16 protein-coding genes are annotated in these 21,005 nt (G+C 57.1%); 13 read left to right on the top strand and 3 right to left on the bottom strand.

Annotated features, from left to right (window positions below; all coding sequences use genetic code 11):
- Positions 1 to 79: 79 nt before the first annotated feature.
- Both aroE and Poly51_RS06865 read left to right on the top strand, forming a co-directional pair.
- Positions 80 to 1,573, top strand: coding sequence for a shikimate dehydrogenase (aroE, locus tag Poly51_RS06870; protein WP_146455710.1), 1,494 nt, complete (start codon positions 80 to 82; stop codon positions 1,571 to 1,573).
- 117 nt (positions 1,574 to 1,690) lie between these two features.
- The gene (locus tag Poly51_RS06865) at positions 1,691 to 2,131 is read left to right on the top strand and encodes a GNAT family N-acetyltransferase (protein WP_146457192.1); all 441 of its coding nucleotides are present in this window, start codon (positions 1,691 to 1,693) and stop codon (positions 2,129 to 2,131) included.
- On the opposite strand, the gene Poly51_RS06860 is transcribed toward Poly51_RS06865, so the two are convergent.
- Entirely contained in the window at positions 2,128 to 3,387 is a 1,260-nt protein-coding gene (locus Poly51_RS06860; protein WP_222435805.1) for an A24 family peptidase, read from the bottom strand. The two genes, Poly51_RS06865 and Poly51_RS06860, sit on opposite strands and share 4 nt — an antisense overlap.
- 197 nt (positions 3,388 to 3,584) lie before the next feature.
- Between Poly51_RS06860 and Poly51_RS06855 the strand changes: the two genes are divergently transcribed.
- The 9 genes from Poly51_RS06855 to Poly51_RS06815 all read left to right on the top strand — a co-directional run bounded on the left by Poly51_RS06855 (position 3,585) and on the right by Poly51_RS06815 (position 13,684).
- Positions 3,585 to 4,529, top strand: a complete 945-nt coding sequence (locus tag Poly51_RS06855; protein ID WP_186775392.1) for an ATP-binding response regulator — start codon at positions 3,585 to 3,587, stop codon at positions 4,527 to 4,529.
- A 6-nt stretch (positions 4,530 to 4,535) separates the two neighbouring features.
- Positions 4,536 to 6,005 (top strand): FAD-binding domain-containing protein, encoded by a 1,470-nt coding sequence (locus Poly51_RS06850; RefSeq protein WP_246114313.1) that lies wholly within the window; start codon positions 4,536 to 4,538, stop codon positions 6,003 to 6,005.
- Between the two features lie 174 nt (positions 6,006 to 6,179).
- Positions 6,180 to 6,608, top strand: coding sequence for a 50S ribosomal protein L13 (gene rplM, locus Poly51_RS06845; protein WP_449314215.1), 429 nt, complete (start codon positions 6,180 to 6,182; stop codon positions 6,606 to 6,608).
- 106 nt (positions 6,609 to 6,714) lie between these two features.
- Positions 6,715 to 7,128: a 30S ribosomal protein S9 gene (rpsI, locus tag Poly51_RS06840; RefSeq protein ID WP_146455702.1), complete on the top strand. Its 414-nt coding sequence runs from the start codon at positions 6,715 to 6,717 to the stop codon at positions 7,126 to 7,128.
- A gap of 263 nt (positions 7,129 to 7,391) precedes the next feature.
- Positions 7,392 to 7,613: a translation initiation factor IF-1 gene (infA, locus tag Poly51_RS06835; protein WP_145175822.1), complete on the top strand. Its 222-nt coding sequence runs from the start codon at positions 7,392 to 7,394 to the stop codon at positions 7,611 to 7,613.
- A 501-nt stretch (positions 7,614 to 8,114) separates the two neighbouring features.
- Positions 8,115 to 9,821, top strand: a complete 1,707-nt coding sequence (locus Poly51_RS06830) for a hypothetical protein (RefSeq protein ID WP_146455700.1) — start codon at positions 8,115 to 8,117, stop codon at positions 9,819 to 9,821.
- Positions 9,822 to 10,012: 191 nt separating this feature from the next.
- Positions 10,013 to 10,900: a DUF1571 domain-containing protein gene (locus Poly51_RS06825; RefSeq protein ID WP_146455698.1), complete on the top strand. Its 888-nt coding sequence runs from the start codon at positions 10,013 to 10,015 to the stop codon at positions 10,898 to 10,900.
- An 84-nt stretch (positions 10,901 to 10,984) separates the two neighbouring features.
- Positions 10,985 to 12,340, top strand: coding sequence for a Gfo/Idh/MocA family protein (locus Poly51_RS06820; protein WP_146455696.1), 1,356 nt, complete (start codon positions 10,985 to 10,987; stop codon positions 12,338 to 12,340).
- A gap of 87 nt (positions 12,341 to 12,427) precedes the next feature.
- Positions 12,428 to 13,684: a PQQ-binding-like beta-propeller repeat protein gene (locus Poly51_RS06815; protein WP_246114312.1), complete on the top strand. Its 1,257-nt coding sequence runs from the start codon at positions 12,428 to 12,430 to the stop codon at positions 13,682 to 13,684.
- A 65-nt stretch (positions 13,685 to 13,749) separates the two neighbouring features.
- On the opposite strand, the gene Poly51_RS06810 is transcribed toward Poly51_RS06815, so the two are convergent.
- Positions 13,750 to 15,090: a BBP7 family outer membrane beta-barrel protein gene (locus Poly51_RS06810; protein ID WP_246114311.1), complete on the bottom strand. Its 1,341-nt coding sequence runs from the start codon at positions 15,088 to 15,090 to the stop codon at positions 13,750 to 13,752.
- Positions 15,091 to 15,418: 328 nt separating this feature from the next.
- Between Poly51_RS06810 and Poly51_RS06805 the strand changes: the two genes are divergently transcribed.
- A complete protein-coding gene (locus Poly51_RS06805; RefSeq protein WP_186775391.1) occupies positions 15,419 to 19,072 on the top strand; it encodes a secretin N-terminal domain-containing protein in 3,654 nt (1,217 codons plus the stop codon).
- Positions 19,073 to 19,237: 165 nt separating this feature from the next.
- On the top strand, positions 19,238 to 20,092 hold the full coding sequence (locus Poly51_RS06800) for a hypothetical protein (RefSeq protein ID WP_146455690.1): 855 nt from the start codon (positions 19,238 to 19,240) through the stop codon (positions 20,090 to 20,092).
- Positions 20,093 to 20,208: 116 nt separating this feature from the next.
- Here Poly51_RS06800 and Poly51_RS06795 read toward each other — a convergent pair whose 3' ends face one another.
- Positions 20,209 to 20,988 (bottom strand): hypothetical protein, encoded by a 780-nt coding sequence (locus Poly51_RS06795; protein ID WP_146455688.1) that lies wholly within the window; start codon positions 20,986 to 20,988, stop codon positions 20,209 to 20,211.
- Positions 20,989 to 21,005 lie beyond the last annotated feature (17 nt).

The raw sequence follows: 21,005 nt of genomic DNA, 5'->3' as shown, positions 1-21,005 counted from the left end.
CAACCGACTCTATTATAGGCTCTGCGATTATAAGCTCTGGGGCCACCAGCCGTTTCGTTTACTTTTTCAGTATCGTTTTATGATTTGTGTCACTCTCGGACGTGCCCGCCACACGCGGATGATCGCCGAACATCAATTCTTGGTGGAGCAAGGCGCCGAATTGGTTGAACTGCGACTGGACTACATCGGCCGCGCCGTCAGCCTGAAGCGGCTGATCGACGCCCGACCGGGCCCCGTCGTCGTGACGGTTCGCCGTCGAGGTGATGGCGGTCGATGGATGAAGACCGAAGCGGAACGGATGACGTTGCTGCGCAGTGCGATCGCAACGGGCGTCGAATACGTTGACATCGAAGCCGACGTGGCCGCCCAGATCCCGCGTTACGGTACGACCAAGCGGATCATCAGCTATCACGATTTTCAAGAGACGCCGGACAATCTGGAAGACCTGCACGCGGCGATGGCAGAAGAAGATGCGGACATCGTCAAGATCGCGACGATGGCCAACTCGTTCAGCGACAATTTGCGAATGATGAAATTGGTCAAAGAGGCCAAAGTGCCGACGATCGGCATCTGCATGGGCGAGACGGGCATGATCACGCGGATCATGGCCGATCGACTCGGGTCGCCGTTCACCTATGCGACGTTCAGCAAAGACAAAAAGATGGCACCGGGGCTGTTGGAATGGAAAGAGATGAAGTCGCTCTATCGTTACAACGAAATCAATGAAGACACCGAAATTTTTGGCGTCGTTGCCGATCCGGTCGCTCACAGTCACAGTCCGTTGATCCACAACAAGGCGTTCGAGCAGCAGGGAATCAACGCCCGCTACCTGCCGTTCCGAATCACCAAAAGCGACTTCCCCAACTTCGTCAACAACTGCGATGAACTTGGCATTCGTGGTTTGAGCGTGACGATCCCGCACAAAGAGCATGCGGTCGACGAATGCACGCAAGCCGAATCCAGTGCAACGGGCATCGGCGCGGTCAATACGCTGATTTTTCATGAAAAAGAAGTTCTCGGTTACAACACCGATTACCGCGCAGCGATGGACTGTATCGAAGAGTTGTTCAAGGTCGACAGGAAACTGGAACGCCCGATGCAAGGCATCACGGCGCTGGTTCTGGGTGCCGGCGGTGTTTCGCGAGCGATCGCGTGGGGCTTGAAACAGCGTCACTGTGAAGTGTTGATCGCATCGCGAACGCTCGAGCGGGCACAGATCATGGCCGCGGAACTGGGATGCCGCGCGATCGAATGGGACGAACGTCACGATCAACGCATTCGGTTGCTGGTCAACGGCACACCGGTTGGAATGCATCCGGACGTTGACAGTTCGCCGTTCAAGGCATCGGCCTTGAACCAGTTCGTGGCGGTGTTCGATACGGTTTACAACCCCGAGAACACGTTGCTGATCAAAGATGCCAGAAGGGCACAGTGCCGGGTCATTACGGGAATCGATATGTTTGTTCGGCAAGCCGCGTATCAGTACAAACTGTTTACCGGCAAGGAAGCGCCGATGCAATTGATGCGAGACACGATCAAGCAAGCCACCAACCCCGTCCAGTTGAACAACTGAGTTCGGGTGTACCCTTTGTCTAACGAGACGTCCATCTTGGATTCCACCGAACCGGATAACGAAGTGCCGCAAACGTCCGAGTCATCCAGCGGTCACGGGGACCCCGCTGGCTTGCCGATGCCGCCGGGAATCGTGATTCGGCAGGCATTGCCCAGCGACGCCGAAGCGATTCACGCGTTGATGCGTCCATACGTTATGCAGTCGCTGCTGTTGGCCCGTACGGAAGCCGAAATCATCGAACTGACCCGTCACGGGTTCGTCGCGGTGCGAATGGACGGCGATGACGAAGTGCAACTGGTCGGATTCTCGGCCGTCGAAATCTACAGCCCCAAGTTGGCCGAACTGCAATGCTTGGCCGTCCATCATCAGTGCCAAGGCACCGGAGTGGGCCGCGCGCTGGTTCGCCACTGCGTCAACCGGGCCAAGGACTTGAACGTGATGGAAGTGATGGCGATCAGTTCGTCGGAAAAGTTCTTGCAAGGCTGCGGCTTCGACTTTTCGCTTCCCGATCAAAAGAAGGCGTTGTTCTGTCAACTGAGGCCGCGCCCGAAGGGTTAGGGTTGAATCGATGCACCGGGTTCGGGCGACTCGTCATCGTCATCTTCATCTTCGCCAGTTTCATCATCTTCATCCACCATGGCCGGCGGGATCACGCGGGCGACTTCTCGATCGCGAATCCACAGTGGCACCAACAGGATCGCGGCCGACCAGCCGATGATGGCCCATGGTCCGGCATTGGCGGGACTGGGCCACCAAGCTTGGCCGATCAAAAATCGCCACGCGAAAATTGCCAACGTCAACGTGACGGGGATCGCCAAAGCAAACGCACCAAGGCCATCGGTACTTCGCGTGAAAAATCTGCGCAGGAAAACCGCGATCAGCGTGGCCACCACGGCAACTGCCGGCGACGACTGCCATCCCACGATCAACGCGGGCACCGCCATGATGGCGATCAAGTCCATCAACCGCCGCGTCGATCGACCCAGCGGATCTTGTTTCGGGTCAGCGGCCGGACAAAACGCACGTGCCAGCGAGCGACCGATCAACGCCGCGGCAACCAACGACGTCAGCACTCGGACGCCAACGTTGACGTACAGGCTAGGTCCCAACCAAATCTCGGGGGACGTCGGACCGCTTTGCCATGGCACCACGATCAATCGCGGATACGTAACCATCGCCACCACGACGATCCCCAGACCAACGAACGTCAACTTGGGCGGAATCGAATTCTTGTCGTAACGAATCAGTGCCATGGCCCAACCGACGGACAGGGCAAAGACATGAAACAGCAGCACCACCAACATCGGCTGGTCGATGATCGGTGTCCACGATGGTCCGCCGTGCCAGTGACTGCTTTGCCCCGGCAAACTCAATCGATACAGTTGGCCGATCGCGACGATCGTTAACGACGTGCCGACAACGGCCTCGACAATCGGGTAGCGAGGCGAGATCGGTAACCGGCACGTCCGGCATCGGCCGCCCAAGGCCAGCCATCCGAAAACGGGAAAGTTGTCCTTGGCACGAAGCTGGCTCTTGCACCGCGGGCAATACGAACGTCCACCGACGCCCTCACCGCGTGGCATCCGCCATGCGACGACGTTCAGAAAGCTGCCGATCGACGACGCAACCCAAAAGCTCCACCCCAGCACGACCATGTCGATCGTCCGGGGGATCCACAGATCACTAGGCTGATAGAATGGGTTGCTTGCAGCTTGGATCCACGCTAATCCGAAGATATAGGCCGCGACACCGATCGCAACCGAAGCAACGGCCAGCAGAAAAGGAGCACGGACGGGGGAGCGGCGACGTGGCAAGATCGGCTTTCAATCGCGAACGGGGGCAGTATGCTCGATGCATCGTACCCGAGACAAACGAGACTGCGGAACAGCGCGAGAATTCGGAATGGTCGTCGAAAGCGGTTTGCAATGACTTGACGCCCCATCGATGCGACCGACTCGCTAGAATGATGGTCTCGCCGAAACTCTCATCGACGCCTCTTCAATCAATCTTTATGACCGACACTTCTCACATTTTGGTTGTCGACGATAGCCCGACGCAGCGGCGCCAGATGCAAATTGTGTTGGAGCAGGATGGATTTGCCGTCCGCACGGTCGAAAACGCGGAAGCCGCCATCGCGGCGATCGCGTTGGAGCTTCCGTTGTTGGTCGTGACCGATTTAGAGATGCCCGGCATGTCGGGTTTGGAATTGGTTGAAACGCTCAAGTACAGTCATCCCGGCTTGCAGATCGTGTTGACGACCGCCGAGGGCAGCGAAGACGTGGCCGCCGACGCACTGCGTCGCGGTGCGTCCAGCTACGTCCCCAAACGCATCATCCTGAACACGCTTTGCCCGGTCGTTCGCCAAGTATTGTCGGTCAACCAGGCCGCACGATCGGTTCGGGAAGTTGCCAAGTTTGCCGTCGAAAGTTCGTTGAAGCTGCAGCTGGGAAACGACGAAACGTTGGTGCCCCACATCATCGCTCGGTTGGAATCGGCAATCGTCGAAATGGATCTGTTCGATGACGGCGAACGGATGCAAGTCGCGATGGCACTGGACGAAGCGCTCGTCAATGCGATCATCCATGGCAACCTAGAAATTGAATCTGACCTGCGTCAAGTTGATGATGGAAAAGCGTACGTCGACATGATCGCGCTGCGGAAAACACAGTCGCCCTACAGCGATCGTCTATTGCACGTCGAGCTTCACACGACGCCCCAGCAGGCAGTGTTTAAGATTCGCGACGAAGGCAACGGGTTTAGCTATGCCGATTTGCGTGATCCGACCAGTGCCGAGAATCTAGAGCGTGCCGGTGGCCGCGGCCTGCTTTTGATCCGCGCTTTCATGGACGACGTCATCCACAACGACGCGGGCAACGAAATCACGATGATCAAACGCAAGAAAACGGCCGAAGAAAAGGCCGCTGAAGCAGAAGTTGAAGGGAACGACGACAATTAGTCGCTGATGGCAATTCCAACGATTCGTCATACGCACGCCAACGATCACGCCGTCCGTCCCGATGGCGATTATGTGCTGTACTGGATGATCGCATTTCGACGATCGCGGTATAATTTTTCGCTGCAGCATGCCGTGGATCGGGCGAAACAGTTCGGCAAGCCGCTGGTCATTTTCGAGCCGCTGCGGGTTCGATACTCATGGGCCAGCGATCGGTTGCATCGGTTTGTCATCGAGGGTATGCGAGACAACGCGGCATCGTTCGCAAAGAAGCCCGTCACCTATTTCCCCTACGTCGAACCACGGCCCGGCGACGGCACGCCGCTGCTGCATCGGTTGGCCGAGCGGGCATGTACGGTCGTGGCCGACGAATATCCGTGCTTCTTTTTGCCTCACATGATCGCGGCGGTGAAAGACCGTATTCCCGCGCGGCTGGAACTGGTGGATAGCAACGGCGTGATGCCATTGCGACGACCCGACCGGACGTTCACGGTCGCCCACAGCTATCGCCGTTGGATGCAGAAAAACGTGCTGGACGTATTGATGGAAACGCCCAAAGAAGATCCGCTTGGCGGCGTCAAACTTCCGCGGCTCGAGAAGTTGCCCGTCAAAATCACCAAGCGTTGGCCGGCCGCCGATTTGGAAAACTTGCTCGACGGCGACGGGTTATCGAAAATCCCGATCGACCACACCGTCGTGCCCAGTCCCACCGTTCGCGGCGGATCGGTTGATGCTGGCGCACGATTGAATCGTTTCGTCACAACGACGATCGACGTCTACAACGATGACCGAAACCATCCCGATGAATATGCGACATCGGGACTGAGTCCGCATTTGCACTTCGGCCATCTTTCGGCACACGAGCTGGTGTTGCGGTTGCTAGAGCGTGAAAACTGGACACCCGACAAAGCGTCGCCCGCCAATGGAAAAAACCACGGATTTTGGAATACCAGCGAAGCGGCCGAAGCGTTCTTGGATCAAGTGCTGACGTGGCGAGAAATGGGGTTCAACCTGTCGTTTCGCCAGCCTGAGAATTACGACAAGTTCGAATCGCTGCCCGATTGGGCCAAGGCCACGCTGGCTTCAACGTTGTCGGACCCCAGGCCGGAAACGTACACGCTGGATCAGCTTGAAGCGGCCGAAACCGGTGATGAAATCTGGAATGCGGCCCAGCGAGAGATTGTTCGCACAGGCGTGATGCACAATTACATGCGGATGCTGTGGGGCAAAAAGATCTTGCAGTGGACGCCCACTCCGCAGATCGCGCTGGACATCATGATCCACCTCAACAACAAATACGGCCTCGACGGGCGAGACCCGAATTCCTACAACGGCATCTTTTGGGTGCTCGGTCGATACGACCGTGCCTGGGGCCCCAAACGGCCCATCTTTGGCAGCGTCCGCTACATGACCAGCGACAGCGCGCAGAAAAAATTGAGGCTGAAGTCCTATTTGCGGCGTTTTTCCGACGTGAATTAGCGATCTTTCATGCCAAAAGGCCTTGCCTATCTAAGCGGGTATCGATAAATTCCCCGATTCTTCGCAGGTCGCCCCGTCGTCGGATAACGGCGGCTCGCGTGGATTCCCATTTGATTCGATTCCGAATAGAACGCTAAAAACAAGTCATATCCCGTGGTCGCTCAACCAACTTTCATCGCCAAACCTGACCAAGTCGAAAAGCAATGGCACGTCGTCGACGCCACCGATGAGGTGCTGGGACGTTTGGCAAGCGATATCGCTGTCGTTCTGATGGGCAAGCATCGCCCGCAGTACACGCCTCACGTCGATTGTGGCGATTTCGTGGTCGTCACCAACGCTGACAAGATCAAGATGACCGGTCGCAAAATGGATGCCCGCCACTACACGTGGTACACGGGCTACACCGGTCTGCGTCTGGAAAGCTACGGCGATCGCCTGGATCGTAAGCCCGAAGACCTGATCTTTCACGCGGTTCGCCGGATGTTGCCAAAGAACAAGCTGGCTTATCAAATGATCAAAAAGCTGAAGATCTATGCCGGTCCAGAGCATCCTCACACCGCACAATCGCCACAAGAGTTGAAGCGAACCAGCAAGAAGGCCTAGTCCTTCGACGCTTCTGTTCGTTGAAAATGAGTCTTTTTGCTGGGCAGTTTTTGCTGCTCGCTCTCAAAAAATCACCTAAATCCTCCATCACAAACGCTCGAAACTTATGATCGCCGTCAAAAAGGACAAAATCAACGGGGACGCCCTCGGCACTGGTCGCCGCAAAAGCAGCGTCGCTCGCGTTCGTGTACGTGCCGGCAGCGGCAAGATCACGATCAACAGCCTTTCGATCGAGCAATACTTCGTCAACGATCAACATCGAGCCGCGATCATGCAAACGCTCGAAGCGGCCGATCACGCGGAAAAGGTGGATGTCGTTGTTCGCGTCGGTGGTGGCGGAATGACCGGCCAAAGTGGCGCGGTACGCATGGGCTTGGCTCGTGCCCTGTGCAGCTTTGACGAAACATTGCACGACCCGATGCGAGAAGGCAGCTTCCTGACGCGAGATTCGCGCATGAAGGAACGAAAGAAGCCTGGTCTTCGCGGTGCCCGTCGTGGTGTCCAGTTCAGCAAGCGTTAATTCGGAAATTCACCCGGCGAGTGGTGTCTCAACGGAATTTCGCGAGCAGTTTTTCGGTTCTTTGGTTGTGAAATGGACAGTTTCGCGACCTATGGCCGGAAATTTGCACTGTTCAACCAGCATGAGGCGTATGACCTGCCAATTTGGTAGGGATTGGCTTATTCTGAGCTCGCGACGGTCGTCGATGGACGGCCGGAATTCCACGGCAACCTAGGCCGTTTTCGCCTCAGGTTTACAGACTTACCGTTCGTTGAGGATTGATTTTGGGAAAGAAAGAAGATGCTTTCGAAGTCGAAGGCACAGTCACACAGGCTCTTGCAAACACACGATTCCGTGTCCAATTGGAAACGGGAAGCGAAGTGATGGCGCACGTCGCTGGACGGATGCGTAAGCACTTCATTCGGATCGTTCCGGGCGATAAGGTCCGCGTCGAATTGTCACCGTACGATTTGACCAAGGGTCGAATCACCTATCGCGAACGCTAGCACTGATCCGTTTCGGCAGTGACCATGTTTTGGTCCGCATTCAACGTTGATCGGTCTCGGGCAGTCTCTGTTGCTGCCGATATTGGCGTCTTGAGGGTGCCTGTCTCTCCATTTGAGCCTCCGCGGCTTGCGGTCGTCGGATCGTTTGCTCTGGCCATTTCTGTCGAAGCGGTTCCGGGTCCTGCAAAGAGGTCCAGCAACCGGCGCGATCAGCCATTGGTCGATGTTTACGTCTGCGAATTCGACTGGATTGACGAGCCGACGACGAGTTCCGCTGCTCGAAGGCCGATCTGCGCTAGATTAAGAGGCGAAAACCGGAGCGTCCCGACGTGGCAGCTTGCCGGATTTCGACCAACTGGCGAAACTTTGGGTGCGTTCGGCGGGTAAGGCTTTGCATCAGCGCGGTTTTCCGCCGGCTGGGCGTCGAATTCAAATGAAACTTCTCGGTGGTCAAAAGTGACCCCGATCAACTGCTCTCTCCCCTTTTAGGATTTTGGAACCATGGATTTGTGGAATCAATCGTCTCGCCTTCGCAGGCTGGCTGCGGCGGCAGGATTGTTCGCATGTTTGTTGATTGCGTCGCCGGTCAAGGCACAAGAACGTTTGCAGCTTGATAAGGCTCCCTCGGCCACCGCCAATGCGACGAAGCCAGTTTTGGTGGTGACGATTGCTTCGATCAACAAACTGATGCAGGACATCAATTATGTGTCCAGCGCGGTCGGTCAACCCCAGGCTGGCGGCATGTTTGCGATGTTGGCCGGAACGTTCACCCAAGGCATCGACATGGACTCGCCGATCGGTGTGCTTGTTCCCTTGGTCGATGGCGCACCGCAACCGATTGCGGTCATCCCGACCAACGACGTAAAGTCGATCCTGAAGCGTCTCGAAGGCCAAACCGGCCCCGCCGATGAACTCGACGACGGTACGCTGGTCATCGCCGTGGGCGCCAACACGGTCTACATCCGCCAGATGGGATCGTGGGCCGCAATGGCGTCACGTAAGGATCTGCTAGATCTTGCACCGGCCGATCCGACCGCATTGTTCAACGGCTTGGGGAACGATTTCGATTTGGCGTTTCGTTTGCAAATGCAGCAAGTGCCTGCGGAGACTCGCAACATGCTCGTCGCGCAAATCCGTCAAGGGTTTGATCAAGCAATGGACTCGCAAGACGGCGCTGAATCCGATTCGGCCCGCGACTTGGCCGACCAATCCATGAAGCAACTGGAGCAGTTCTTCAACGAAACCGACACACTGCAGTTCGGGTTGAATATCGATCAACAAGCCAAACAGATTGCTATCGATACTTCCTTCACCGCCGTTGCCGGAACCACCTTGGCAGCCATCTACGGCGGCCAGCAGCCGATTCCGTCCCAATTCGCATCGGTCATTCGCGACGACGCCGCAGCGTATTACCACGGTGCGACGTCGATCAGCCCCGAAGCGGTTGAGTACACACGCACGACACTCAAGAGCACGTTAGCCTCGCTTGGCGGCGCACTTGAAAACGAAGACGAACTGACGCCACAGCAACGCGACGACATCCGCACCATGGTCGACCGTTTGGCCGACTTGGCGGTGGCGACGATCGAAGAAGGCCGCGCCGATTTTGGTGCCCTTTTGCTTGCCGACCAAAACGACTTCAACTTTGTTTCCGGCGCGTTCGTTGCCGACGGAAACGAAGCCGCACAGATCGTCAAAGATTTGGCTGAGAAGGTCAAGAACGAGAATGGCGCTCCGCGATTCAAATTTGACGTTTCGAATTACAAAGACGTTGCCATGCATGTCATCGAAGCTGATGTGCCAGCCAAAGAAGACGAAGCCCGCAAGGTCTTTGGTGACACGCTGCGAGTTCACATCGGTACCGGTCCCAAGGCCGTCTATGTTGCCGTCGGTGACAACAGCGAGTACATGATGAAGGAATTGATCGACAAAAGCACGCTCGACCAAGGTGCCGATCGTCCCGTGGGCCAATTGAAGATGACGCTGTTGCCGATTCTCGAGTACGCCAATTCGATCGAATCGAACGAAGTGATCTCGGCCATGATCAGCGCCTTGAACGCCGCACCGGACCAAGGTCGCTTGACCGTCGTCCAGTCCAGCATCGAGAACGGCCAATCATCGGCGATACGGATCGGCGAAGGACTCCTTCGCGCCATCTCGGCCGCGGTAATGCAGTCGCGTCAAGGCGGCGCGCCGAACCAGTTCTAGTCATTGGCGGCGATTCCAAGTTCAGGTCCAATCATCGTGGCTCGGCAGTCCTCGCTTACAAGTTTAGCGAGCGATTGACGGGCCACGAATGTTTGGCGACCGGACAACCATGCGCCGTTGCGGTGCAGCGACAGATTTTCTTCTATTGCCTTTTGACAAATAAGTTTCCGAGTCCAGGTGGTTCCGTTCACATGTTCAAAAAAATATTGATCGGCAGTTTGGCGATTGTTGCGATCGTCATGTTGTGGCGACGGGGTCAGACATCGTCCGCCGAGTCGACGAGCGTTGCGATACATGTCGATGCACCCGATTCGGTATCCACGCTGACCACGAACGTGGGCGACAACGCGCCGACAATGGCGATGGTGCTGGACAAGGCGAACGCCTCGCTGCGGCGAATGAAGCAAGAGCTAGACGACTACACCGCGCGTTTCGTGAAGCAAGAGCGAGACACCTCAGGGAATCTGAGCGAGCCATCTGAAATTTCGATGCGGGTTCAGACTCGATTCGGTGGCCCTGACAATCGATCACCACGCCGCGTTTATCTACACTTCAATTCGCCGGCGGCCGTTGCTGGACGCGAGGTTCTTTGGGGCGAAGACTTGTATGACGGTAAGATGGCGGTCCACGAAGTAGGCATGATTCTGGGTCTGAAAACGATCTGGTTGGATCCCAATGGAATGATTGCCATGCAAGGACAACGGTTTCCGATCAGTGAGATCGGATTGGTCAAGCTGGTTGAAAAGCTGATCGAGCGGGGCGAAGTCGATCGCGATGATTCCGATGTCACGGTGACAATCACCGATGGCCATCGATTCGATGATCGCGACACCCAACGGATCGAAGTCCGACGCAAGCGGCCCAACGGCACCGAGGATGATTTCTCGAGAGCCGAAATTGTGATCGACCCCGAACGGGAGTGGATCCTCAGCTATCGCAGTTTCGGGTGGCCGGTTCCAGGGGAAACCGAGGCTCCGCTGCTGGAGTCCTATGCCTACCACGATTTGGAAACGAACGTGGGTTTGACGGATATCGACTTCGACACCAAGAACCCGAGCTACCGTTTTCCGAAGTTCTGATCGAGTATCATGAGAGGCGTTCGGCGCCCCGTGCGCGGCCGCCGACACAGCTCGCACACTCAACATCACAGATTCGGAACGACCATGGATCGACGAAACTTCTTGACGGGCGCCACGTTGGCTGCCGCCACGGTTGCTGCCACGCAGACGCGTGCGTACGCCGCCGCTGGTTCCAAGCCGCGGCGCGTGGGGCTGATCGGTTGCGGATGGTATGGCAAGTGTGATTTGCTGCAGTTGATGAACGTCGAGCCCGTCGAAGTGGTGTCGCTGTGCGATGTCGATTCGCAGATGCTTGCGCAGGCAGCCGATTTGATCGAGTCACGCCAAGTATCGAAAAAGCGGCCCCGTACCTATGCCAACTATGTGGACATGTTGGCCGAAAAAGATTTGGACATCGTGTTGATCGCAACGCCGGACCACTGGCACGCATTGACGATGATCGCTGCGGTCCAAGCGGGCGCCGACGTTTATGTGCAAAAGCCGACCGGTTGCGATGTGCTGGAAAGCAAAGCGATGCTGGACGCGGCACGCCGCACCGGACGGGTCGTCCAAGTCGGGACCCAACGCCGCAGCACGCCTCACTTGATCGATGCCAAGACCCAGGTCGTCGACGCGGGATTGCTGGGCGACATCGCGCACGCGGAAGTGTGTTGTTACTACCACATGCGGGCCAATAAGAACCCGCCCGACTCGAATCCGCCAAAGCATCTCGATTACGACGCATGGACGGGACCCGCGCCGATGCGTCCTTACAATGAATTGGTTCATCCCCGGTCGTGGCGAGCGTTCATGGAATACGGCAACGGAATCGTTGGCGACATGTGCGTTCACATGTTGGATATGGTGCGTTGGCAATTAGGACTCGGATGGCCCAAGCATATCGCCAGCAGCGGCGGCATTCTGGTCGACACCGAATCCAAAGCGAACATCTCGGACACGCAAACGGCCACCTTTGACTTCGACGATTTAGATGTCGTGTGGACACACCGCAGTTGGGGTGACGCGCCGGATCCACAGTATCCCTGGGCAGGCATCATTTACGGAACGAAGGGGACGTTGAAATTGAGCGTCAATCGATTCGACTTCATTCCCCGCGGCGGTGGCCAAAAGATCCAAGGTGAGGCGTTGATCGAATTGGACAAGTATCCGACGGATGCGAGCGATAAAGAGAAGTGGAACCTTGAACTGCATGTCGCGTCCGCGATTCGCGGTCACATGCGAGATTTCCTTGCCGCCGTGGATGCGCGAAGCAACCCCGTCGCCGACATCGAGCAAGGGCACATCAGTAGCGCGTCGTGCATCATGGCGAACGTTTCATCAGCGATTGGCCGTTCGATCGAGTTCGACCCGGCGACCCACACCGCCGTCGACGATGCCGAAGCCACCGCCTTGCTTCAACGTGAATATCGCAAGCCGTACGTCCATCCGGCAACCGTTTGATTTTGGGATTCCGTTCGCTCACTTCCACCATAATCGAGTCGTCTTTTGTTTGGTAACGTCGCGCGTACTTTCATCGCTTGCATCGTAGTGACCGCAACCGCAGTTGCCGACGATTGGCCCCAGTGGCGCGGCATCGATCGCGACGGGCGGATCGACGAACCGGGCTTGATGCAAGCACTTCCCGACGGACACCTGCCACGCAAATGGACGGTTGAAATTGGTGCCGGCTACAGTGGTCCAACCGTTGCCAATGGCCGTGTGTACGTGACTGATCGTGGGCTTGATCAAGACGACACCGAGATCGAACGCGTCTTGTGCTTTGACGCCGAAACCGGTCAAGAAGTTTGGAAGCACTCGTACCCGGCGGTTTACGGCGATATCGGCTATCGCGCCGGCCCTCGTGCGTCGGTGACGATTCACGGCGACTCGGCAATCTCGGTCGGTGCCGCAGGTCAATTGATTTGTTTCGCTGCTTCCGATGGGACGATCCGGTGGCAACACGATTTGCGAAAGGCCTACGATGCCCGCATGCCGATCTGGGGGATCACCGCCGCACCGTTGGTCTACAAGGATTTGGTGATCCAAGTCGTTGCCGGCGCTGGCGACGCGTGTGTGGTCGCGTTCGACCTTTGGACCGGAAAAGAAAGTTGGCGGTCGATCGATGAACCGGCCGGCTACAGTTCGCCGATTCTGATTCGTCAAGCCGGTCAAGACGTTGCCGTGGTCTGGACCGGTGCCAGCATCAGCGGCTTGGATCCAAAGTCCGGCCGAGTCCATTGGCGGGTCGAAATGCTACCGCGAAATATGCCGATCGGCGTCCCCACGCCCGTCGTGGCCGACGACCTGTTGTTCGTGTCGTCGTTCTATGACGGATCCATGTTGATTCGCTTTTCCAAGGACGAATTGACGGCCCAGAAAGTCTGGCATCGCGCCGGCACCGATGAAATCAACACCGACGCGCTTCATTGCATGATCAGCAATCCGTTGATCAAGGGCGATCACATCTATGGCACCGACAGCTACGGACAACTGCGATGTTTGGATATTGCCACGGGCGATCGCGTTTGGGAGGACACGACGGCGGTACCCAAAGCGAGGTGGGCGACGATCCACACGATCCGCGATGGTGATCGTGAAATCATGCAGAACGATCAAGGCGAGTTGATTTTCGCCACGCTGTCACCGGCCGGCTACCAAGAACACTCCCGCACCAAACTGCTGGCACCGACGCGGAAACAACTGCCCAAACGCGGCGGCGTGACGTGGTCGCATCCCGCGATCGCCAACGGGCATATCTATGCGAGGAACGACAACGAACTGATGTGCGCGTCGTTGCTTCCGTAGGGAATGGGGTTCCGTAGAGACCGACTGGAAACGAAAGCGGCATTCGGCGACGCCGACGCGTCGATCTAGAATCGTAGCTCGGCACCGAGGTTCAGTCCGTGGGCCCAATATTGGCTTTCCACTGGTTTGAACAGCGGTCGAAGTCCGTCGGTCACGGCGGGATCTTCCGGTGGGAACAGATTGCTGTTGACGTCTGTGTCGATTTGATCGCCTGCACGCACGACGTTGGGGAAGTACACCATCGTGTAGCCGACGGTCGCGTCCAGCCAATCGGTAAGGCGGATGCCAAGGGTGAACCCGACCTCGGGGATCATCGTGAACTCGTCCTGCTCGAAGTTGCCAATGTTGGTTCGTTGCGCAAGTAGGCCGCCGTTGTAATTTTCGGTAACGCCGTTTTCAGTAATGGCCGTTCTTCCGCGAATGTCCGTTGATCGTTTGTTGTTGCCTACCGCGACGCGGAGCAACGATTCCAACCAAGCACGTTTGAAGTTGGCTTGGTGAACAACGCCCAACTGCAAGCCACGGAACTCGTTGCTGGTCCGAAACGATTCGTTGATCGCGATGGTCCCGGGCGCGGTGGGGATCAGTGATGTGATTCGTTCGTTGAAACCTAGTCGATCGTCGAGCTTCATGTAACGATAGCCAATGATCCAATCGATGCGATCCGTTTCTCCGTTCGCATTGCAGATGCCCGTCGGGCACAACCCGGCTCGACCGTTGATCAAAAATGATTTGAAGTCCGTGTCCGAATCGATGGCGATTGATCCCGAAGCGGTATCTCGAAACGAAATCAATTGGGCCGTGTCGAAACCGCGGCTGACGTCGAAAAAGGGGCGTGCCAAGACGCTGCTGCCGTTGCCCGATCCGCGGTAGTCATCACTTTGGTTGCCCAGTAATTGAAAGTACTCACCCTCGATAGCAAACGTGGCTTGGGGTGTCAGCCAGAAGCCTGATCGAAACCGGATACCCGGTGACGAGTCGCCATTGATTTCACCACCACCGAACAACGTGTTCGTTCCAGGCTGTCCTAACACGCCGGCTTGCGTTCGAGCCGAAGTAGCGGGGCCGGTGGTCACGAGCGAGGGAACGTCCATCCCCTCGGTCCACCATTGCAGGTACTCGGTCCGTACCCACAAACGATCCGCGATCGTCATCGGCCCGGGCAGGTAACCGCCCAGATTGGGCGTGCTGAAGTTGGGGCGTCCGAATATCGCTTCGCCGCTTGGCAACCATTGACTGGCCTGGGCCAAGTTGCTGGCGTAGGGGTCGCCGCTTGACGTGAAGGAGTTATTGACGACGACGGGACCGGGGCCCAGATAATTGCCCTGCGCAAACACGTGCGACGCGATCAGCGAATGCACGCAAATCAGCCACAAAGCGACAACGATAGACCGACGAGGACTCAAGCGGATTCTCCTCAACATTTCTTGCTCATTTCACCGATTTCCGTTCAAGAATCTCGGCGTTTGAACCGGACGGTCGCTGAAATCGCTCGGCCGCGTCAAGACGGAAAGCGAGTCAACGCACGGTTGCGTACGGTTCCACCCACCAATGGCGTGAAACACGTCTCGATTCCTACGCCCGCACGCGATTTTGACTGTAGCGATTGTGCCTGTTTCGACGATGAGTCCGGATAAGCGGGCGAGCGCTCTTCGGAGGTCCGCGTTTTGATCCTTCGTTTTCTCTCGGTCCAAAAGGTGGTCGCGGATGCGCCGCTCACTAGCTTCCCTTGTCATGATGACCGCTTTTGCATTCGGTGCCGCGCCGGTAGCATCCGCGCAGACCGCAGGCGAGCCACAACTGAGAACACTTGCCGTTCCGGCCGAGCATGCCAAGCTGATCGCAACGAAACTGAGTCTTCAGTTCCGCGAGACGCCGGGCGTTCAGATCGCATCGGACGAGAAGAACCAGCAATTGTTGATCATGGCGCCCGCCGGCATGCAGACAGACATTGAACGCGAGGTCCAATCGCTGGTGGCATCGCACGTTGCAACAGCATCGTCGGCCGAAGGTCGCTCGCCGTTGAACGTCACGCTAAAGCAGATCACGTGGCGCGAGTTCGAAGACGACTTACAGCACCTTTCGAACGTGCCCCTAAGCGTCACCACCAGCCGCAATGGCGAACGTGCGTCATTCCAATTGGCCTCGGTCCCACTTGGCGGAACGACTGTCGAGGTTGATCGTCGCAACAACTCGGTGACCGTCATCGCCCCGACCCCGTCGATCGCGGGCTGGGAAAAGATGATCACAACGTTGGACCAGAATCGCGAAATTTCCGGCGATACGACGGAAGTGATGAAGTTACAAAAGGCCGAACCGGCGCCGATTCAACGTGCGATTCGGTTGCTGAAAGATCTGGAAAGTCGTCCGGGTCAAACCATGGCCGCGGCTCCGTTGCGGGCCGGATCACCATTTCGCAACGCAGTCTTCCAGCAGCCACCGGGCGCCCAAGGCGGGGCCGCGACCGCCAACGTTCCGGCCGAGCAATTGCCCGATGGAGCTGCGACGGACGAAGGCGGCGCCGGTGTGATCGGTGACACCCAAATTCAATTCGTTCCTGAACTCGGTACGATCATCATCCGAGGTGCAAAGCGAGATGTTCAACGCGTCATGGACGTGATCAAACAGATCGAAGAGCAAAGCGAAGTCACCAAGCCCGATGTCGAAGTCGCGCAACTACAGCATGCCGACAGCAACGCCGTCGCTACACTGCTGCAACAGCTCTACACCGATGTGTTGTCCGCTCGTCAAGGCGAGGTCAGTATCACGGCGCTGGATTCGCCCAATGCGTTGTTGTTGATCGGCCGGACCGAAGCGATTCGCAGCTTGATGGACTTGATCGCGAAGATCGATACGCCCGTCGCCGATACCAGTCGTTTGCGAGTGTTTCGATTGCAACACGCTTCGGCCGTCGACGCGGAGCAAACCATTCAGAGCTTCTTTGCCGACCGTCCCGGATCGGGCGATGACTTGCGTCCTGCCCTAGGGCCAAGGGTTCGCGTCTTGGCGGATTATCGCACCAACTCGTTGATCATCAGCGCCGCACCGCGTGACTTGGAAGAAGTCACCCGATTGATCAACGATCTTGACGTTCAGCAAATTGCCGCACAAAGCCAAATCAAAATCTTCCCGTTGTCCAACGCAATCGCCGAAGACTTGGCGCCGGTGATTCAGTCGGCCATCAACGGCGAAGGCGAGGGGGGCACGGACGATAATCTGACGCGACCTTCAACGACGCTTTCGATCGTCAGTGTAGATTCGGACAGCAACCAATTGCTCGATTCGGGAATCTTGGCCGGCGCCGTCATCACCGCCGATACGGGTGCCAATTCGATTGTTGTTCGGGCACCGGCCGCCAGCATGTCGTTGATCGGCGAATTGATTCGTCAACTCGACCGTGCACCAGGCGTCGAATCACTGGTCAAAGTGTTTACGATCGAAAACGGTGACGCGCTGCAATTGACGACCGCGTTACAAGACTTGTTCGGCACCGAGGCTGCGACCAGCGGCACCAGTGTCGGTGCAGGCAACCTTGGCGGATTACCGTCCAGCAGTGCCGGCGGCGACAATTCGTTGGTGCCGCTCCGCTTCAGCACCGATCAACGGACCAACGCGATCATCGCCAGTGGTTCGGCGGATGACTTGGACGTGGTCGAAAGCATCCTGCTGCGTTTGGATAGCCAAGGGTTTGCCGAACGCATCACCGAAGTGATTTGGTTGCGTCACCAGGCGGCCGCCGACGTCGCCACGGCGCTGACCAGTTACGTCCAGCAACGCACGCAAACGGTCAATACCATTCAACAATTCCAACAAGGACTCGGTCCGTTCGACTTGCCCGATCGTGACTTGATCGTAGTTGCCGAACCGGTCACCAACAGCGTCCTGTTGAGCGTATCGCCGCGTATGTATGAAGACGTGCGTCGGATGATAGACCGCCTGGACCGTCGTCCACCGATGGTATTGATCAAGGTGCTGCTCGCCGAAGTCTCGCTGGATGATGCGTTTGAAATCGGCGGTGAAGTCGGCTTACAAGACTCGTTGGTCTATGACCGCGGCATTGCCGCGGGCGCTTTTCCGGGGGCCAACGCACCCAGTGCACCGGGGTTCAACTTCAACAATATCAATCAACCCAACGTTAACTCGTTTGGTCAAAATAATATTGCCGGCCGCGGCGTTTCGAGCTTCGGCGTCGGAACGACAAACTCGGCACTCGGTTACGGCGGTTTCGTGCTGAGTGCGGCCAGCGATTCGGTCAGTCTGTTACTTCGTACGTTGCAAGATGCCAACCGACTGCAAATTCTTAGTCGCCCGCAACTCATGACGATGGACAATACCGAAGGCTATGTGCAAGTGGGGCGTCAAGTCGCTCGGATTCGTGACGTAACGCAAAACGTCACGGGCACCTTGGTTTCAACCGAAGACATTGAGGTTGGTCTGATTCTAAGCGTTCGACCTCGTGTGGGCAGCGACGGCTTAATCATCATGACCGTCGATGCGACTCGATCCGCTCGAGACAACGCCAATGGAACACCGATTCCCTCCGGCGACGGATCCGTGATCATCATCGACGACATCATTCGCACCACGGCTCAATCTGTCGTGGCCGCGTACAGCGGCCAGACCGTTGTGTTTGGTGGACTGATTCAAAAACAACGATCGCAGTTCAGCCGCCGAGTCCCTTACTTGGCCGACATTCCGTTGCTGGGCTACTTCTTTAAGTACGAACAGGAAACCGAAACTCGTAATGAGCTGTTGGTCGTGCTGACGCCCATGTTGGTCACCGGCGAAGAAGACCTCGAGTACATCAAGCAAACCGAATCGAGCCGCATGAGCTGGTGCTTGGCCGACGTGGTCGAAGCACACGGCGATGTTGGGCTGAGCGGCGGATACGGGTTGTGGGGACCGGCCACTGGTGCCGTGATCTATCCCGACCTGCAACCGACTGTTGATGAAGTCATCATTCACGACACCATGCAGGGTGATGGATCGGTAACGCCCTACTACGATTCGACAGGCATGGGCGTTGACGGCGCAATGATTGATTCCCGATCGATCATGATGTCGGATAGGAACTTCGGCACACAGGGACTGCCTCAGTCGGTGATCGAGGCCCCTGCAATGGGGTCTGGGCTCTATACCGATCCCCGATACGCGCCGAGTGGATCAATTCCGACACCCGCCGCGCCGGTATTGCCAGCGACGCCGATCCCAGCGATGCCGAACGAGTTGCCGCAGGCATCCAACGGATTTTCGACCGGGACCAACCAAGTCAGTTGGATTGATCGAGCCGTTGATGCCAACAAAAACCCGTCAAGCTCCGGTGTAACCCCTCGTCCGCGTCCGATCCGCATCGGATCCGGTGAGCAAGGAATGCTCAACAACGAGTGATCGATGGCACGAAGATCGACCACCGCATGGTTGGTCTTTGACAACCGCACTTGTTCAACGCAACCGCCCGTTGAGCAAGCGGGTACCAATGGACTCACTTTTGCAGATCGCAAGTGAGTGAGAGATCAAACGACCCAATTGACCCTATCTTGAACGGATTCAAAGATGCGAATCTCACGACGACAATTCGCCACTTCGGCCGCGCTGCTGATCTCGATCAGCTCCGTTGGCTGTGCAACGATGCAAAAAAAGCCAGAGAAAACCGACAAGGCTGAGAAGTCGTTCCTCGATCGAATTCCGTTCGTCGGAAAGAAGAGCGACGAGGCGCCCGAACCGTATCCGAACCCGGTCAAGATGGCTGCCACTTGGACGCCCGATACGTTGGTTCAAACCGGACGCACGCCCACCCGCGGTTTCGGCGGACGCGTGTTCTTCTATGACGAAAAGTCTCGTCCCGTTCCTGTCGATGGCACTCTGATCATTCACGGATTCGATGACACGGTCGCGTCTGCTGAAAAGGGCGCGAAACGATTCGAGTTTACTCCCGAACAATTCACACGTCACTTCAGCCAAACGGATCTGGGCGCTTCCTACAGCGTGTGGGTCCCCTGGGATGCGATCGGCGGCGAACAGCGACGAGTATCGTTGGTCACGTCGTTTCGGACGGCCGAGGGCAAGCTGATCCAGGGCGTTCCGGCGACGGTCCAGTTGCCAGGCGCGAAAGTCGCCAAGTCGCCCGAAGAAGAACTCGCGCGGATGTCACCACAGTATCAGCAGTTCCGCGCGGCTGCCGATGGTGGCCCTCGTCAATCGGGACTTACGACAACGACGATTGCCCGCCGGCAAGTTCCCATTGAACGCACCGGAGCTCCCGCCATCAACGTTCCGTCGGATTCTAGAACGCCGACGCGGATGATCGCAGAAGGCGGCAACACACCATCGTTGGATATTCCGATGATGAAGCGGGCAACCCGTCCAACGGTGATGCCCGCCAGCGCGGTCTTACCCACCAAGCAATAGTCGTCACGTTTAGCAGCCTGTTGAAAAAGGGGTCTGACCCTTTGGAGCCGTTGCTGAAACATTGTGAAGTCGAAACGTCGGAGAGGGTCAGACCCCTTTTTCACCAGGCAGTTAGACTACTGGTTTCCGCCTGCGACGATCAAGGAAATTCCGACGCCAAGCATCACGATGCAACCGGCTAGGAATTTCCATGTGGCCTTCCCGTTTTTGAACACGTGGTAGATCGCGTAGGGCGGCAGGATCGCAAGGAAACCTTTTTTCATCTCTTCCTTGAACGCGTGGATCACGATCATCCCGTACGCGCCAATCCCGAATGTGGTGAACGCCGATCCGGCTAGGATCAAGAACGTACCCATCGGGTTGAACGAAATGGTTTCGTCGATACGGCGCGACGCGTTGACGGCCAAAACGGCGATGCACAATCCGCTCATCAACATGAACAGGACCAACGCCAGCATCCACCATGGCATGCCGGCCCCGGCCAAAACGGCATCGTCAAGCTTCTTGGCTTTCGCCATGTCGGCCTTGGCTTTCATCAAAGCCAGTGTGCCGTGGCTGATGTCGACGCCCGCGGTTTTGTGAGCCTCCATCCGGACGCCCTGCTCCTTGTGGAAGCCACACTTGGTGCAGAATACTGATCCGGCAGTCATTTCGACACGGCAGGCCGGACAGACCTGAGCGACCTGGGCGGAAAAGCCTTCTTCGTTAAACAGGTCGTCCATCCGACTGTTTTCCGGAGCCGCAGCAGGCCTCGCGGCCGTTGGCTGAGCCGCCGGCGGTGCGCCTCCGGGGACGCGAACCGTGGTCGCACACCCCGGACATTTGACCGCTTTTCCAGCCATCGTATCGGGAATATTGAGTGCTTTGCCGCACTGACACTTGACTTGGATTGGCATTTTGGACGACGAGGGAA

The organism is Rubripirellula tenax (assembly GCF_007860125.1).
GTDB classification, from domain to species: domain Bacteria; phylum Planctomycetota; class Planctomycetia; order Pirellulales; family Pirellulaceae; genus Rubripirellula; species Rubripirellula tenax.
Note: the sequence above shows the minus strand (reverse complement) of the source record. Positions and strands in the feature narration are given on the sequence as shown.